This window comes from Sphingomonas sp. BAUL-RG-20F-R05-02 (assembly GCF_022662305.1).
GTDB lineage: Bacteria > Pseudomonadota > Alphaproteobacteria > Sphingomonadales > Sphingomonadaceae > Sphingomonas.
The window spans coordinates 277016-293694 of record NZ_JAKNQH010000003.1 but is presented as its reverse complement, the minus strand read 5'-3'; the positions used below and the strand labels follow the sequence as shown (position 1 = coordinate 293694).

Annotated in this window: 16 protein-coding genes; 11 read left to right on the top strand and 5 right to left on the bottom strand. The window is 67.5% G+C overall.

The features are described from left to right. Positions 1–35: 35 nt before the first annotated feature. The 7 genes from L8F97_RS09440 to L8F97_RS09410 are packed head-to-tail and all read left to right on the top strand — an operon-like array spanning position 36 to position 6183. Positions 36–863 (top strand): IclR family transcriptional regulator, encoded by an 828-nt coding sequence (locus L8F97_RS09440; protein WP_242149093.1) that lies wholly within the window; start codon positions 36–38, stop codon positions 861–863. Positions 864–887: 24 nt separating this feature from the next. Further along, positions 888–1652: an SDR family NAD(P)-dependent oxidoreductase gene (locus tag L8F97_RS09435; RefSeq protein ID WP_242148812.1), complete on the top strand. Its 765-nt coding sequence runs from the start codon at positions 888–890 to the stop codon at positions 1650–1652. Then, complete coding sequence (locus L8F97_RS09430) at positions 1652–2479, top strand: rhamnogalacturonan acetylesterase (protein ID WP_242149091.1); 828 nt, start codon at positions 1652–1654, stop codon at positions 2477–2479. Before L8F97_RS09435 ends, L8F97_RS09430 begins: the two co-directional genes overlap by 1 nt. Then, the gene (locus tag L8F97_RS09425) at positions 2476–3432 is read left to right on the top strand and encodes an alpha/beta hydrolase (RefSeq protein WP_242148810.1); all 957 of its coding nucleotides are present in this window, start codon (positions 2476–2478) and stop codon (positions 3430–3432) included. Before L8F97_RS09430 ends, L8F97_RS09425 begins: the two co-directional genes overlap by 4 nt. Beyond that, on the top strand, positions 3429–4196 hold the full coding sequence (locus tag L8F97_RS09420; RefSeq protein WP_242148808.1) for a (Fe-S)-binding protein: 768 nt from the start codon (positions 3429–3431) through the stop codon (positions 4194–4196). Before L8F97_RS09425 ends, L8F97_RS09420 begins: the two co-directional genes overlap by 4 nt. Then, positions 4193–5587 (top strand): lactate utilization protein B, encoded by a 1395-nt coding sequence (locus tag L8F97_RS09415; protein WP_242148807.1) that lies wholly within the window; start codon positions 4193–4195, stop codon positions 5585–5587. The genes L8F97_RS09420 and L8F97_RS09415 overlap by 4 nt, the downstream gene beginning before the upstream one ends. Continuing rightward, positions 5584–6183 (top strand): lactate utilization protein C, encoded by a 600-nt coding sequence (locus tag L8F97_RS09410; RefSeq protein ID WP_242148805.1) that lies wholly within the window; start codon positions 5584–5586, stop codon positions 6181–6183. The genes L8F97_RS09415 and L8F97_RS09410 overlap by 4 nt, the downstream gene beginning before the upstream one ends. 40 nt (positions 6184–6223) lie before the next feature. Here L8F97_RS09410 and L8F97_RS09405 read toward each other — a convergent pair whose 3' ends face one another. Genes L8F97_RS09405 through kduI form a run of 3 tightly spaced genes read right to left on the bottom strand, consistent with a single transcriptional unit; the run spans position 6224 to position 8843 of the window. Beyond that, positions 6224–7249 carry a sugar kinase gene (locus tag L8F97_RS09405; RefSeq protein ID WP_242148803.1) on the bottom strand — a complete coding sequence of 342 codons (1026 nt, stop codon included), beginning with the start codon at positions 7247–7249 and terminating at the stop codon, positions 6224–6226. Next, a complete protein-coding gene (gene kduD / locus L8F97_RS09400) occupies positions 7249–8004 on the bottom strand; it encodes a 2-dehydro-3-deoxy-D-gluconate 5-dehydrogenase KduD (RefSeq protein ID WP_242148801.1) in 756 nt (251 codons plus the stop codon). Before kduD ends, L8F97_RS09405 begins: the two co-directional genes overlap by 1 nt. After that, positions 8001–8843 (bottom strand): 5-dehydro-4-deoxy-D-glucuronate isomerase, encoded by an 843-nt coding sequence (kduI, locus tag L8F97_RS09395; protein WP_242148798.1) that lies wholly within the window; start codon positions 8841–8843, stop codon positions 8001–8003. The genes kduD and kduI overlap by 4 nt, the downstream gene beginning before the upstream one ends. Positions 8844–9064: 221 nt before the next feature. Between kduI and L8F97_RS09390 the strand changes: the two genes are divergently transcribed. The 4 genes from L8F97_RS09390 to L8F97_RS09375 all read left to right on the top strand — a co-directional run bounded on the left by L8F97_RS09390 (position 9065) and on the right by L8F97_RS09375 (position 13448). After that, on the top strand, positions 9065–9565 hold the full coding sequence (locus tag L8F97_RS09390) for a DUF4232 domain-containing protein (protein ID WP_242148796.1): 501 nt from the start codon (positions 9065–9067) through the stop codon (positions 9563–9565). 73 nt (positions 9566–9638) lie between these two features. Beyond that, positions 9639–10031 (top strand): hypothetical protein, encoded by a 393-nt coding sequence (locus L8F97_RS09385; RefSeq protein WP_242148795.1) that lies wholly within the window; start codon positions 9639–9641, stop codon positions 10029–10031. Between the two features lie 83 nt (positions 10032–10114). Further along, positions 10115–12154: a TonB-dependent receptor gene (locus L8F97_RS09380; protein WP_242148793.1), complete on the top strand. Its 2040-nt coding sequence runs from the start codon at positions 10115–10117 to the stop codon at positions 12152–12154. Between the two features lie 259 nt (positions 12155–12413). Continuing rightward, positions 12414–13448 carry a LacI family DNA-binding transcriptional regulator gene (locus L8F97_RS09375; protein ID WP_242148791.1) on the top strand — a complete coding sequence of 345 codons (1035 nt, stop codon included), beginning with the start codon at positions 12414–12416 and terminating at the stop codon, positions 13446–13448. Here the strand turns inward: L8F97_RS09375 and L8F97_RS09370 are convergent. Then, positions 13445–15067, bottom strand: a complete 1623-nt coding sequence (locus tag L8F97_RS09370) for a glycoside hydrolase family 43 protein (RefSeq protein ID WP_242148789.1) — start codon at positions 15065–15067, stop codon at positions 13445–13447. The two genes, L8F97_RS09375 and L8F97_RS09370, sit on opposite strands and share 4 nt — an antisense overlap. Then, positions 15064–16278 (bottom strand): MFS transporter, encoded by a 1215-nt coding sequence (locus L8F97_RS09365; protein WP_242148787.1) that lies wholly within the window; start codon positions 16276–16278, stop codon positions 15064–15066. Before L8F97_RS09365 ends, L8F97_RS09370 begins: the two co-directional genes overlap by 4 nt. Positions 16279–16679: the final 401 nt, after the last annotated feature.

The following is a 16679-nucleotide window of genomic DNA, read 5'->3' as shown; positions in this document are numbered from 1 at the left end:
TTACTTTCTCACTTTATGGGATAGGATATTAGGTGATGAGACAAGGCGCGTCAAACGAAGAATCCGAAGGCGGCGAGGAACGCTCCAAGATTCAAGGCAGTCAGACGCTGTTGCGTGGCCTCGACATGCTCGACAAGGTGATCGACGGGCCGATCAAACTTGCCGATCTGTCGGCAGCGATGGGGCTGACCCGCTCGACCACGCACCGGCTCGCCAATGCGCTCACCGATCGCGGCTTCCTCACCTTCCTGCCGCGCGAGGGGTATCAGCTCGGGCCGAAGCTGTTGCAGCTCGGCTTCCTCGCGCAAAGCCAGGCCGACGTGGTGCAGATCTCCCGCCCACGGCTGGAGGAGCTTGCCGCCAGGAGCGAGGATACCGTGCATCTCGGCCGGCTCGACGTCGATCTCGCGCTGTACCTCGACAAGATACCGGGTCGCCGCCGCGTCGATATCTCCAGCCGGATCGGCGATCGCCACCCGCTCACCTCCACGGGGCTTGGCAAGGCGCTGCTGCTCGACACGCCGGAGAGCGCGTGGCGCGGACTGTTCGAAACCTCGCGGCAGCACGGTGCGCCGGTCACCGATTACGATGTCTGGGCGGAACGGATGCGCGGCTATGTCGCCAGCGGCCACGCTTACGATCTTGAGGAAAACGAGGATCTGGTCCGCTGCGTCGCCGCGCCGGTGCGCGATGCGTCGGGCCGGATCATCGCCGCGATCAGCCTGTCGAGCGCGGCGCAATATCTCGACGACGACCGCATGAGCGCGATCAGCCAGGACGTGCGTGAAACCGCCGAGCAGATCAGCGCCGACCTCGGCTGGATCGCCGGCACCCGACCTCCCCGCCGCCTCCCGCGGCGCTAAACACCCGAGAAGGAACGCGCACCCATGAAGCTGCTCGAAGGCAAGACCGTCCTCGTCACCGGCGCATCGACCGGTATCGGCCGCGCCGCCGCGATCGGCGCGGCGCAGCATGGCGCCGATGTCGTCATCAACTATCACAGCCGTGACGACGATGCCGAGGCGTGCGTGGCGGCGATCGAGGCGACCGGCCAGCGCGGCCTCGCCGTGAAGGGCGACGTGGCCGAGCCTGAAACCGCCAAGGAGTTCGTTGCCAAGGCGGTCGAGCGCTTCGGCAAGGTCGACGTGATGGTCAACAACGCCGGCATCTGCCCGTTCCATGCCTTCCTCGACATGCCGGTCGAGACGTTCGAGCGCACCATGCGGGTCAACATGCACGGCGCGTATTTCATGGTGCAGGCCGCCGCCAACCAGATGGTCGCGCAAGGCAATGGCGGGTCGATCGTCGCGGTGTCGTCGATCTCCGCACTCGTCGGCGGCGAATACCAGACGCATTACACGCCGACCAAGGCGGGCGTGCATTCGCTGATGCAGTCCACCGCGATCGCGCTCGGCAAGCACAAGATCCGCTGCAACTCGCTGCTGCCCGGCACGATCCTGACCGAAATCAACAAGGAAGACCTCGCCGACACGAAGAAGCGCGAGGCGATGGAAGGCCGCGTGCCGCTCGGCCGGCTGGGTCAGCCCGAGGATATGGTCGGGCCGATCGTGTTCCTCGCCTCCGACATGGCGGCCTATGTCACCGGCGCGGCCTTGCTGGTCGATGGCGGCCTGTTCGTGAACCTGCAGTGATGCGCGCGCGCCGCTTCGCCCTGCTCGCCGCCGCTGCCGCGTTGCTGGTCGGCGCGGCGCCAGCACCCGACCCTGCCCCGGCGCCGGTGCTACCGGGTTTCGGCAAGATCCTGATCGCGAGCGACTCCACCGCGTCGGTCTATGGCGAGGATCGCTATCCGCAGACCGGCTGGGGGCAGATGCTGCCCTGCGGCCTCGACGCCGGCACCGAAGTGGTCGACCTCGCCATGGCGGGACGCAGCACCAAGACGTTCATCGGCGAGGGCCGCTGGGACGGGCTGATGGCGCGCGTCCAGCCGGGTGACGTAGTACTGATCCAGTTCGGCCATAACGACGCCTACAAGGCAAAACCGGAACGCTATGCCGATCCGGCGACCACCTATCGCGACAATCTGCTGCGCTTCATCTGGCAAGTGCGCGGCGCGCGCGCGATCCCCGTACTGGTGACGCCGGTCGGCCAGCATATGTTCGGACCGGACGGCAAGGCCAAGGCGAACTTCGCCGACTGGTCGGCGGTGATGCGTGAGCTTTCCACCCCCACGCAGACGCCGCTGATCGACCTAGAGGGATTGTCGCGCGCGTGGCTGGACCAAACCGGTGAGGCGGCATCGCGCGGCTATTACCTCCACGCTCCCGCCGGTGCGTTCCCCGGCTTCCCCAAGGGGATCGACGACGACACGCATTTCAGCGAACTGGGCGCGCGACGTATCGCCGATCTCGTCGCCGGTGCGTTGAAGGAGCTGAACCTGCCGCTGTCCGGGCATGTGCTGGCCGAGCGCCCGCTGTTGCTGCGCACCACGCCGCTAGGCCGCCGGGGATGCCAATGACGATTGATCGCAGGACGTTGATCGCCGGCGGCGCAGCGCTTGGCCTTGCCGCCGGTGCCGCACGCGCCGCGACGCCGGCTCCGGGCGAGACGCTCAGGCTTTGGCCGGCGGGGCCGCCGGGGGGCGTGCCGGCCGGCCTGAGGCAGGAGGACACCAACCCGCTCAACAAGGCAGGCGTGCCGCAGCTGCACGTCGCGCATACCACCAATCCGACACTGACCGTACAGCGCGCGGCCAAGCCAAACGGCGCGGCGCTGCTGCTGATCCCCGGCGGCGGCTACCGGTTCGACTCGCTCCAGCACGAGGGGTTCGACGTCGCCGCACGGTTTGCGCAGGATGGCTATACCTGCTTTTCGCTCACCTACCGGATGCCCGCCGATGGCTGGAAGGCCGGGCCGGAAGCGCCTTTGCAGGACGCGCAGCGCGCACTGCGGATGATGCGGTCACTCGCCGGCCGATACGGCTATTCGGCGGACCGGATCGGCGTGGTGGGTTTCTCGGCGGGCGGGCATCTCGCCGGCTGGCTGAGCACGCGCCAGTCGCTCGCCACCGAGGCGGTGAACGATGCGATCGATCGCGAACCGCTCTCACCCCGCGCCACCGCGTTGATCTACCCAGTCATCACCATGACCGGGCCGTTCGGGCATAGCGGCTCGCGGATCGAACTGCTCGGGCGCGATGCCAGCGTAGAACAGCGCCGCGCCTATTCGCTGGAAAACGGCATCGAGCCGACCACCCCGCCGACCTTCCTCGCGCAGGCGATCGACGATCAGACGGTGCCGGTCGAGAACAGCCTGATGATGCTCGCTGCGCTCCGTGCCGCGAAGATCCCGACCGAGGCGCACCTGTTCGAAACCGGCGGGCACGGCTTCGGCCTGACGCTGCCCGACGGCACCGCCTCGCCGTGGCCCGACCTGTTCAACATCTTCGCCAAACGTCACGGATTGCTGTGACGACGCCTGCCCCCTCCCCACGTGTCGCGCTGTTCGTGACGTGTCTGGTCGATCTGATCCGCCCTCAGGTCGGCTTCGCCGCGCTGCGCACGCTGGAGGCGGCGGGCTGCACCGTGATGGTGCCGAGCGGGCAGACCTGTTGCGGCCAGCCTGCGCTCAACTCGGGCGCGCGCGACGAGGCTGTCGCCATCGCCAAGCGCACCATCTCGCTGCTGGAAGGGCATGACGCGGTAGTCGTGCCCTCCGGCTCCTGCGCGGCGACGATCCGCGTGCATTACCCCGAACTGTTCGAGCATGACACCGCGTGGTTGCCCCGCGCCGAGGCGGTCGCGGCGAAGACCTACGAGATCATGGCCTATCTCGACGAGGTGCGCGGCTGGCGGCCCGACACCACGCTCGCCGCCACCGCGACCTATCACGACAGTTGCTCGGGCCTGCGCGAACTCGGCGTCAAGGCGCAACCGCGCCGATTGCTGCGCGGGGTCGAGGGGCTCACCCTCAAACCGCTCAAGGGCGAGGAGACGTGTTGCGGGTTCGGCGGCACATTCTGCGCGAAATATCCGGCGATCTCCAACGCGATCGTCACCGAGAAGGCCGATGCGATCGATGCGAGCGCGGCGGACCTGCTGCTGGCCGGCGATCTCGGCTGCCTGATGAACATGGCGGGCAAGCTCCACCGCGAGGGATCGGGCGTGCGCGCGTTCCACGCGATCGAGGTGATCGCCGGCATGGGCGACGGCCCCGCGATCGGCGAGGACGCATGAGCGCGACCGCCTTCACGCGCCGCGCCGATGCCGCGCTGGCCGACCCGATCCTGAAGATCGCGGTCGAGCGTACCGCCGGCAACGCGGTGGCGAAACGCGCCATCGCGGTGGAGAACTTCGCGCATTTCGAGGAGGCGCGCACCCGCGCCGCCGCGATCAAGGATCATGTCGTCGCGCACCTCGGACACTATCTCGAACAGTTCGAGGCGGCGGCGACGGCGGCGGGTGCGCAGGTGCATTGGGCGCGCACCGCCGATGAAGCCTGCAAGATCGTCGTCGACATCTGCAAGAGCGCTGGCGCGAAGACGGTGGCACGATCCAAATCGATGATGGGCGAGGAGATCGGCCTGCCGCACGCGCTGGCGGAAGCGGGCATCGGCCGGATCGAAACCGACTTGGCCGAACATATCATCCAGTTGGCCGACGAGCGCCCCTCGCACATCGTCTGGCCGGCGATGCACAAGACCAGCGAGCAGGTCTCCGCGCTGTTCAAACAGCATCACCTCGAACCCCATGTCGAGGAGACGATCCCGGCGATGGCGGAAAGCGCGCGGCGCCACCTGCGTGACGGGATGCTGGCGGCGGACGTCGGCATCTCCGGCGCAAATTTCCTCGTCGCCGATACGGGCGCGGTGTGCACCGTCACCAACGAGGGCAATGCCGAGCTGTCGCTGGTGCCGCCGCGCGTGCATATCGTCACGGCGGGGATCGAGAAGCTGGTGCCGTCGATGGGCCATGCCGTACAGTTGCTGCGGCTGCTCGCGCGCTCCGCCACCGGCGCGACGCTGACGCAATATACCACCTTCTACACCGGCCCCAAGCGGCCCGCCGATGCGGATGGCCCGGACGTGATGCACATCGTGCTGATCGACAACGGTCGCTCGGCGATGCGTGACGACGGGCTGGCGGAGATGCTGCGGTGTATCCGTTGCGGGGCGTGCATGAACCATTGCGTGGTGTTCCGGCAGATCGGCGGCCATGCCTATGGCGGCACCTATCCGGGGCCGATGGGCGCGGTGCTGACGCCGGCGCTCGATGGGTTGGCGAAGAACCGCGATCTGCCCAACGCCTGCACGCTCAACGGCAAATGCCAGGAGGTCTGCCCGGTCAAGATCCCGCTGCCGACGCTGCTGCGCGGCTGGCGCGAGCGGAGCTGGCGCGAGGGGCTGGAGCCGGTCAGCGTGCGGCAGGGCATCACCGCCTGGGCATGGGTGGCGCAGCGGCCCCGGCTGTACCGGGCGGCGGTGCGCGCGGCGATCTTCGGAATGCGGCGGTTCGGGCGCGGCTGGATACGGGCGTTGCCGATGGCGGGCGGCTGGACCGCGCACCGCGACCTGCCCGCGCCGGCCCGTGAGAGTTTCATGGCGCGCTACGCCAAGGGCGAGCGATGAGCGCGCGGGGTGACATTCTCGCAAAGCTCGGCACCACCGCGCCACCGCCGGGCGCGGCCGACGCGTTGCTCGCCGGTCCGGTACGGCCGCTAGTGGCGGGCGATCTCGTCGCGACCTTCCTCGCCGCGCTGGAACTGCCGGCGAGCGGCGCGACGCACGACCGGATTGCCGACCTCGCCGATCTACCGCGCGCGGTGGGGGCGTATCTCGACGGGCATGGGCTGGCACGCGCGGTCTATCTGCCGCCCGATCCGCGTCTTGCCGCCGATTGGTCCGGCTTCACGCTCAGCCCGGCGATCGCGCCCAACGAGCCGACCGTGCTGGCGGTGGCGCGGCTTGGCATTGCCGAGACGGGGTCCTTGGTGTTCGAGACGGGTGCGAGCGCGCCGATGCTGCCGAACTTCCTAGGGCTGCATCATATCGTGATGCTGCCGGTGGCGGCGGTGGTCGCGCATCTGGAGGATGCCGCGCTGCCCGGCGAGCAGCCGCGTGCGCATTACTGGGTGACCGGCGTCAGCGGCACCACCGATATCGAGGGGCAGTATATCCGCGGCGCGCACGGGCCACGGTTTCTGCACGTGGTGCTCGCAGGGTAACGCCTTCCCCGGCGCGGACGGGGAAGGCGAGGTGATGGCTTCAGCGGCGAACGTCGAACTCACCGGACAGAAAAGCATCGATATCGCCCTGCCCGAACAGGCTGGCATCACCGGGCAGCGAGTGTTTGAGCGCGGTCAGCGCGAGGCCGGATTTCGCAGCGCCGTCGAGATCGTCCGCGCTGCGCAGCAACCCGTGCAGCACGCCCGCCGCGAACGCATCGCCCGCGCCGATCCGGTCGACGATGCCGGATACGGCGATCTCGTCGGTCTGCGCGACGCGATCGCGGGTTTCGACACGGGCGGAGAGCAGGTGCTGGTCCGCCGCCGCGACATGGCGTGCGGTCGAGGCGAGCACCTGGACGTTGGGGAAGGCGGCGAACAGCGCCGCCGAGGCCGCGCGGCGGCGTTCCTCGCCGTCATTGTCGAACGACGTGCCGAGCAGCAGCGCGATATCGCGGTGGTTGCCGAACATGATATCCGCCAGCCCGACCAGTTCGCTGAGCGTCGCGCGCGGGTCGCTGTCCCAGGCCGCCCACAGCAGCCCGCGATAATTGCCGTCGAAGATCACGCTTAGCCCGCGCGCCTTGGCGGCCTTTGCCGCCGCGATCGCCAGCGCCGACGATACCGGCCCGAGTGCGGGGGTGATGCCCGACAGGAACAGGTGCGTCGCGCCGCCCAGCACGGCGTCCCAGTCGAAATCGTCGGCGCTGGCGCGCGCGAACACGCTGCCGGCGCGATCGTACACCACCTCGGACGCGCGCAGACCAGCGCCAGGGGTGAGGAAATACAGCCCCATTCGCCCCTCGCCCTTTGCGACGTGTGCGCAATCCACGCCTGCGCCCATCAACACCGATCGTGCCATCTGACCGAGCGGGTTGGCGGGTAGTCGGCTGATCATGCGCGTGGCACGGCCAAGGCTGGCGAGGCCGATCGCCACGTTCGCCTCCGCGCCGCCGACCGCGAGATCGAGGCTGCGCGCGCTGCGCAGCAACATCTTGTCAGGCGGCGACAGCCGGACGAGCAATTCGCCGAAAAAGGCGAGGTTCGGCGCGGGCGTGGATGCCATCAGCGTGCCAGCCAGCCGCCGTCGACCGCGAGGATGTGGCCATCGACATAATCCGACGCCGACGACGACAGGAACACCGCCGCCCCACCGAGATCGGATGCTTTGCCCCAGCGTCCGGCCGGGATGCGGCCGAGGATCGCGGCGTTGCGATCCTGATCCTCACGTAAAGCCGTCGTATTGTTGGTCTCGATATAGCCCGGCGCGATCGCGTTGACGTTGACGCCCTTGGCCGACCATTCGTTGGCGAGCAGCTTGGTGAGCCCGCCCACGCCCGACTTGGACGCGGTATAGCTCGGCACGCGGATGCCCCCCTGAAAAGTCAGCATCGAGGCGATGTTGATGATTTTGCCGCCACCTTGCGCGATCATGTGCTTGCCCGCCGCCTGGCACAGGAAGAACACCGATTTCAGGTTGGTGTCGATCACCGCATCCCAGTCCGCTTCGGTGAAATTGACCGAATCGGCGCGGCGGATGATGCCCGCGTTGTTGACGAGGATGTGCAGCCCGCCGAGCTGTGCCACCGCCTGTTCGACGATGCCGTTAACCGGCGCGATCGTCGACAGATCGGCCTGCAGGAACACCGCTTTACGCGCCAGCGCCTGCACCTGCGCGACCGTCTCGTCGCACGACGAGCGGCCGACTGCGGCGATGTCCGCACCCGCACCGGCCAGCGCGAGCGCGATCGCCTGGCCGATGCCGGTGTTGGCACCGGTGACAACCGCGACCTTGCCCGAAAGGTCGAACATCCCGCTCATGCGAGCTGGCAGATGTCGAGGACGTTCATATCGGTATAGTCCTGGTTCTCACCCGCCATCGCCCAGATGAAGGCATAGGCCTTGGTGCCCGAACCCATGTGGATCGACCATGGCGGCGAGATCACTGCTTCCTCGTTCTGCATGACGATGTGGCGAGTCGCCTCCCCTTCGCCCATGAAGTGCATGACGCGATCCTTGTCGAGATCGTCGAGCTCGAAGTAGAAATAGATCTCGCTGCGGCGCTCGTGGATGTGCGGGGGCATCGTGTTCCACACCGAGCCGGGCTTCAAGACGGTCAGGCCCATGACGAGCTGCGCGCTGTCGCACACGCCGGGGATGACGAGCTGATAGATTGAACGCTCGTTCGATTCCTCGAGGCTGCCGCGATCGAGCTTGTTGGCGTCCGCGATCGACAGTTTCCGCGTGGTGAAGCCCTTATGCGCGGGGCACGAGGCGAGATAGAAGCGCGCGCCGTCGCCAGAGAATTGCACGTCCTTTGCGCCCATCGTGACGTAGAGGCAGTCCTTGTTGCCAAGCGTGAACGTCTCGCCATCGACGGTGACGGTGCCACTGGCCTTGCCGACGTTGACGATCGCGAGTTCGCGGCGTTCTAGGAAGGGATGGCCGGCGGCGGAGGCCGGCTCGGTCTGGTCGGGCAGCTTGACCGAACCCGACGCGACCGCGACGCCACCGATCACGAAACGCTCGGCATGCGTGTAGTTCAGCACGCATTCGCCGTCGCGGAACAGACCCTCGATCAGGTAGCGGTCGCGCAGTTCGTCGTTGCTCACGCATTCCATCATATCGGGGTGCGTGCCGTAATAGGTTTTCTCGAACATGGGCATTCCTCGCATTGGCCTTTGTGGCGGCATAGCGGCAAAGCCGCACGACTGCCAACCCGAGCCGACCGGATTTCGGGTGAAATCGTCCGATTTCTGGCACCCCGTCCCAAAAACAGAGAAACCGGTGTCAGATTGCAGGCAGCGATTCGATCCTGCCGGCTAATCCTGCATTCACACCACGGCATGCACCGGTGTGCCCGCTAAGAAGGAGCCGCACCATGCCGTTGTTGAGCCTGATGATCGCCGCCCAAGCCCTCTCCGCGTCGGCGGCGCTGCCGCCCTGCCGCCTGTCCTACCTGCGCGTGTCGGTGGGCGGGCGTGACGGAGACTTCAACGGCATGTCGCATTCCGGCACCGCGCTCATGATCCGCAACCTCGGCGCGGACTGCATGTTGCCGGCGCTTCCGGTGATAAGCCTGCGCGATGCGCACGGGCGCGCACTGCCGGCCATGCGCCGCGCACCCGTCGGCATGCATCCCGGCCCAGTGATGTTGCCGGTCCGCCTTGCCGCCGGTCATCAGGCGGAGACGGATTTGCGCTGGGTGGCGGGTCCGGTGTTCGCCCACAACCGCGCGGTGAAGCCGACCCGCCTGACCGTGCAGATCGGCGCGGGCACGCTGCACACGCCGATCACGGCGACGCTGTACGGTGAAGCCGGCAAGCCGGTCGCGTTCGAGCAGACGCCGCTGCACGTCGTCGAGGGCATGCCTGCGAGGTAGCGATCCGGAGATTGATATGTTGTAACATCGTCTGCCATGCGCTAGGTCGCCGCGCATGGCGGGCGGCACGGACATGGCGGGAGGTATAGCGCACACGGCGGCCAGGCGACGGCGCTCCGTCCATGCGGTCGTGCTGTTCGTGCTGCTGCTGGCTTTGTCGTGGCAAAGCTTTCTGGTCGGCACCCACGCGCATCGGCCCCCGGCGTTATCGGCGACTCCTGGCGAGACGCTGCACCGCGCGCCGACGCAGGACCGCCGCCCGCCACTCGCCCCCGATTCCTGCCCGATCTGCCAGCAGATCTCGATCGCAGCCGCCTATCTTCCCGCGCCGCCGGTCGACTTCGCAGCGCCGGCGCGAGCCGTCGCCTGGTATGGGGCAAGGGCGGCGCTGGATGCGCTTCCCCGCCAGCGGTCGCATGGCTGGCGCAGTCGCGGGCCGCCGTCCGCTTCGATCCCACTCTCCTAACGCGCCGGGGCGGCTTCCGCCCGGCGCACCCGGCCGCCGGCACTTTAAGACCGGCGCCGCTCCAAGGTTCCCGGAGTTTTCCCATGCGACACATGCTTCTCTCGGGCGCGGCCTTCGCCGCGCTCCTGCCCGCCGCTGCCTTTGCGCAGAGCGATACGCCCGCGCACGATCACACCACCGCGCACGCCGCCGGTGCCGCCGCCGTGCCGCCGGTGCCGCGCGACATCATCGTCACCGCCTCCCCCTTCGCCCTGTCGCGCGATGACGTGCCGACCATCGTCGCCAAGGTCGACCGGCAGCAGATCCTGCAATCGGGCGGGTCGAGCATCGCCGATTCGCTCGCCACCGTGCCCGGCATTTCCGCGACCGGCTTCGCGGCCGGCGCGAGCCGCCCGATCATCCGTGGCATGGACGCGCAGCGCGTCCGCATCCTGGAGGACGGACTGAGCAGTTCCGACGTGTCCGACGTCGGACCCGATCACGGCATCCCGATCGATCCGCTGTCGGCGCGCAGCATCGAGGTGGTGCGCGGCGCCGCGACGCTGCGTTACGGCAGCCAGGCGATCGGCGGCGTGGTCAACGCCATCAACGATCGCGTGCCGCTCTCGCTGCCGTCGCGCGCGCTCACCGGTGAACTGGTCGGCAGTTACGGGACCGTCGCCAACACCGGCGAAGGCTCGGCGCTGATGGACGGTCGCGCCGGGGACATCGCGGTGCATGTCGACGGTTTCTACCGCCACACCGACGATTACGACACGCCGCTGGGCACGCAACAGAACTCGTTCTTCCGGGGCTATGGCGAGACGGTTGGCGCGTCGTATTTCTTCGGACCCGACAAGGCGAGCCACGTCGGCGCGGCGATCATCCAGTACAATGCGCAATACGGCATCCCCAGCGACGACACCTATATCGACATGCGCCAGACCAAGGTGCTCACGAAATCCTCGTTCGAGCTCGGCTCGGGCGCGGTGCGCACGCTCAACATCGACGGGAGCTACGCCGACTACACGCACAGCGAGGACGAGCCGGACGGCACCGTCGTCACCACGTTCCGCAACAAGGAGTTCGACGGACGCGCGGAATTGTTGTTCGGCAAGCTCGGCTTTATCGACAACAGCGCGCTTGGGGTCGAGGTGCAGAACCGCAAATTCCAGGCGATCGGCGAGGACAGTTCGTACCTGTTCCCCACCGAAACCCAGTCCGAGGCCGGCTATCTGTTCACCGAGACGCAACTCGTCAAAGGGCTGAAGGTGCAGGCGAGCGGCCGGGTCGAGCATGTCCGCGTCACCGGCACGCCGCTGTCGGACCAGTTCACGCGCGTCGGCTATACGCCGATCAGCGGCGCGATCGGCGCGCTGTACGATGTCGGCAGCGCGGTGAAACTCGGCCTGACCTTCTCCAGCACCGGTCGCGCGCCGGGCATCACCGAACTGTTCGCGCGCGGTGGGCACGACGGGCCGCAGACGTTCGAGACGGGCGATCCCACGCTGAAGATCGAACGTGCCGATTCGATCGAGGGCACGCTGCGGTTCAATAGCGGCCGGTTCCGCTTCGAGGGCAGCGCGTACAGCACGTGGTTCAACAACTACATCTACGGCGATCTGACCGGCCGCACCTGCGACGATGACGGCGTCTGCACGCTCGGCGACGGCGGTGAGTTGAAGGAACTGTTCTACCGCCAGCAGGGCGCGCATTTCCGCGGGCTGGAGGGTGAGGCCAATTACACCTTCTTTGACACCGGCACGGGCAAGCTGGAGGGCCGCGCGATCGCCGATTACACACGCGCCACGCTGGACAACGGCGGCAACGTGCCGCGCATTCCGCCGTACCGGTATGGCGGCGGGCTGACATGGACCAGCACTGCGTTCGACCTGGGCTTCCTGATGCTGCACTCGGGACGGCAGGACAAGTTCGGTGCGTTCGATACGGCGACGCCAGGCTTCAACGCGCTCAACGCGCATGTCTCCGTGCGGCCGTTCAAAGCCTATCCCGGCATCGAGCTGGCGGTGGTCGGCCAGAACCTGACCAACGACGTGCAGCGCGACGCGGCGGCCCTCAACAAGGATCTGGTGGTGCTGCCGGGCCGCAACATCCGCTTCGTCCTGAAAGTCGCAACCCTGTGAACACCATGCCGCCGCCGCCACGCACAGGCGGCGGCGGCATGGACCAGCATTACTATTGTGGCGTTGACCTTGCCCGGTTAAACCAAGCGGCTGCCGTGCCTGCGACAGGGCCGACGTTGAAGTGGTGGTTCGCAGAAGTTTTAGGGGGAGAAAAGCCGCCCCTGCGATGGCAACCGACCGCAGCACTCCGACCCGCGCCATCTTGCCAAATCCCGGCCATGGCGTACTCAACGCCGACACAGCAATCCCTGGAGGCCGCGTGGACAAACCCGATCGTCGGGCGCGAAGTGCCACGATCATCGACGTAGCAGCACGCGCGGGCGTTTCCGCGATGACGGTCTCGCGCGTGATCAACAATCGCGAAGGCGTCCGCCCCGAAACCCGCGAGGCGGTGGAAAGCGCGATCCAGGCGCTGTCCTATACCCCCAACGCCGCCGCGCGCAGCCTCGTCACCTCGGCCGAGCTGCGGATTGGCGTCGTTTATTCCAATCCCAGCGCCGCGTTCATGAGCGAGTTCCTGACCGGCATCTTCGAGGAAGCGTCGACACGCGGCGCCCGCCTGATCCTGCTGAAAGGCGACGGCGGCGCGCCGCCGCACCGCGACGCGCTGGAAAAGCTCGCCAACGCCGGCCTGTCGGGCATCATCCTGGCGCCGCCGCTGGGCGAGGCGGCGATCGTCCGCAATGTGCTGCGCGGCATCGGCCGACCGCTGGTGGCGGTCGGTGCCTATGACGTGGCCGACGCGACCTGCGTGCGCATCGACGATCGCCGCGCCGCCTGCGAGATGACGCGCCACCTGCTCGAACTCGGCCACCGCCGGCTGGGGTTCGTGCTGGGCAACCCGGATCAGGCGGCCAGTGCCGAGCGGATGGCCGGCTTCTACGATGCGGTGCGCGAGGCGAGCAACGTGGAGGTCAAGGTGGCGCAGGGCGACTTCAGCTACGCCTCCGGCCTGATCGCGGGCGAACAGCTCCTCGACGGGCCGTCACCGCCGACCGCAATCTTCGCCAGCAACGACGACATGGCGGCGGCGATCGTCTCGGTCGCGCACCGCCGCCAGTTGCACGTGCCCGAGGCGCTGAGCGTGGTCGGCTTCGACGATACCGTCGCGGCGGTAACGCTGTGGCCGCCGCTCACCACCGTCCGCCAGCCGCTGCACCAGCTTGCCGCCGAGGCGCTGGCGGCGGTCGTGGCGGGTGGCGACGTGATCGCCCGCAAGGCGCGTCGCCAACCGGACCGCGTGCTCGATCACAGCATCGTCACGCGCGCGTCGAGCGCACCGCCCGGCAGCTAGGTCGCCGCCGCGTCCGTCGCTTCGTAGCGGAAGCTCTCGAAATCGGCCGCCAGTCCGGTGCCGGACACATCCTGGCACGCCATGCCGATGAAGGTGCCGGTGAAATTGGGCAGGCCCGGCGCGGTCACCTCATCCGACAGGATGCTCGCGTCATAGACCTTCGCCACGTTTTCCCACACCTCGGCACCGGCAATGCGCCACGCGAAGGTCAGCGCGTCCGCCGCGATCGTCGCGCGCAGATCCATCACGCCGTCGGGCAGCGCCGGCACGATCACGCTCGCCTCGCACCCGGCATCCGGGCTCGCGCTCAGCATCTGGAGCTGGCGAACGCCGTCATCCACCGTCACGTTCAGGTAGAAGAACTTGCTTGCGTTGTAATAGCAGATCAGCCCCGCCGCCTGCTGGAACGTGACCGGCACGAACGCCATGCGCGTGGTCGCGACGCAGTGAAAATGCTCCTGCCGCCGCGCGATTAGCGCTTGCCGGAAGTGGCTACCGACCGTCTCGCGCCCGTACAGGCGCAGCCAGCCCGGTCGCTCGGTCAGGCTGAACAGCGCGGACGGATCGGGCGTGCGCAGCCACTGGAACGCTTCGGGCAAATCGGGCTGGTCGAACCGCCCATCCCACGCGCGCTGCGGCCACGGCGCGGCTGGCAGCGCCGGTGCGACCGGCGCCGGATCGGGCGCACCACTGCCGTCAAGCGTGCGCAGCCAGCCGTCCTCGCCCCAAACCACCGGCTGGATCGCGCTCTCGCGACCGAGCACGCAACGCTCCCGCCCCGGCAGCGGCCGACCGCACAGATACGCAAGCCAACTGCTGCCGTCCGCCAGCTCGACGAGATCACCATGCCCTGTCCGCGTGATCGCACCGTCGCGTGCGCCGTTCGCGCTCAGCACCGCGCCATCCGGGTGGACCTCGTACGGCCCGAACAGCGATCGCGATCGCGCCATCACCACGGCGTGATCCCAGCCGGTGCCACCCTCGGCGACCATCAGGTGATACCAGCCATCGCGCTTGTAGAGGTGCGGCCCCTCGGTGAAGCCGCGCTCGGTGCCGGCGAAGATCAGTCGCGCCTCCCCCACCAGCCGCAGCGCCGCGCGGTCGAATTCCTGGAGGACGATGCCCGCGAACCGGCCGCGACCGGGCCGATGATCCCACAGCATGTTGAGCAGCCAGCTACGCCCGTCGTCGTCGTGGAACAGCGCCGGGTCGAAGCCGCTGCTGTTGAGGAACGCGGGATCGGACCATGGGCCTTCGATCCGGTCGCTCGTCACCACATAATTGTGGAAGTCGCGCAGCGATGCGCCCGCCGCACCGTTCACCGTGGTCTGGCCGTAACGCTTTACCTGCGTGTAGATCAGCCAGAACTTGCCGTGGGCGTAGCTGAGATCCGGCGCCCACACGCCACATGAATCGGGGTCGCCGCGCATGTCGAGTTGCGCCGCGCGGTCGAGCGGCCGCGCCGCCAGCCGCCAGTGCACCAGATCACGGCTGTGGTGAATCTGCACACCGGGAAACCACTCGAACGTGGAGGTCGCGATGAAGATGTCGTCGCCGACCCGCACGATCGACGGATCCGGGTTGAAGCCGCGCAGGATAGGGTTGTGAAGTCGGGTCATGCGGGTTTGCGTACCAAAGTCCAAAGCAGGATGGCACCGGCGAGATCGAGCCCGCCGAGCAGGATGAAGAACGGCCCGTAGCCGACCACGTCGACCATCCGCCCGAGCACGAGCGAGAACACCAGCACGCCGAGGTTGCCCGCCAGCCCGGCGAGTCCGGCGGCGGTCGCCACCTCGTTACGGCGGAACAGGTCCGACGCCATGGTGATGACGGTCACCGACAATGTCTGGTGCGCGAATCCGCCCAGGCACAGCAGTGCGATCGCCGCATAGGGGCTGGTGACGGTGCCGACCAGCGCCATCCCGGTCATCATCACCGCGCCGAGCGTAAACGCGCCGCGCCGTGCATTGACCAGCGACACGCCGCGCCGCCCGAGGAACGCCGCCACCGCCGGTCCGAACAGGCAGCCCAAATCTGCCGCGAGGAACGGCAGCCACGCAAAGATCGCCAATTGGGTCAGATCGAAATGGCGTACCCGCACCAGATACAGCGGCATCCAGAAGGACAGCATCCCCCAGGCGGGATCAGCCAGAAGGCGCGGCAAGGCGATGCCCCACAGATTACGTCGCCGCAGCAGCGCGAGGATCGATGGCCGCTCGGTATCCGCCGCAAGCGCCACCTCCTGCCCGGCAAGGATATGCGTGCGCTCCGCGTCGCTCAGGCCTGTGTGGCGCTGCGGCGCGTTGTACCAGCGCAGCCACGCCAGCGACCAGACCAGGCCGAGCAGGCCGGTCACCACGAAGGCGAGCCGCCAGCTCTGTACCGCCACCGCCCACGCGACCAGCGGCGGTGCCAGCACCGCGCCGAACGACGCGCCGATATTGTAGATGCCGCCGGCCGCACCGCGTTCGCGCGCCGGGAACCATTCCGCCACCAGTTTCTGCCCGGCCGGTTGCGCCGACCCTTCGGCCAGCCCCAGCAAGCCGCGCAACGCCGCGAAGCTGACCCAGCCGCCGGCAAAGACGTGCGCCATGGTCACCAGTGACCAGATCGTCGCGCACAGCCAGAAACCGATACGCAAGCCCGTACCGTCGAGCAGATAGCCGGCGAGCGGCTGAAGCATGACGCCGATCTGAAACGCGCCGGTGATCCAGCTATATTGCTGCGTGCTGATCGACTGTTCGGCGAGGATGACGGGAGCGGCCACGCCGAGCACCGAGCGGGCGAGATAATTCAGGATCATCGCGCCGACGAACAAGGCGAGAATCATCCAGCGCAATCTTGGCATTCGCGTCAATCGCAATACCGCCTCCGTTAACGTAATCATCAACATACCCGACTTGGGCACGTCCCGTCCCCTACTTGTCATCAGGCAGGTGTGATCGTCGATATGGCACCGACCTAAACGAGCCCGCATCGTCTTGACAAGTGAAACCGTGGAAACTAACAACAAATATGTTAACGTAAACATTGTGCGTTGCACAAGATAAGCTTCAATGGATCGCCGTCATGGCTGTCGAACGGACAGGCGGAAATCGATCCATTTGAGACGGGGGAGAGTGATCGCTGTCACCGCGCAGCCTGAAATGCAAGATCTACACTTTACCGCCACGTCGTGAACACCACGGCTGGCATGATGATGAGACGAACGGCCCGTCAGAGGCCGAAACG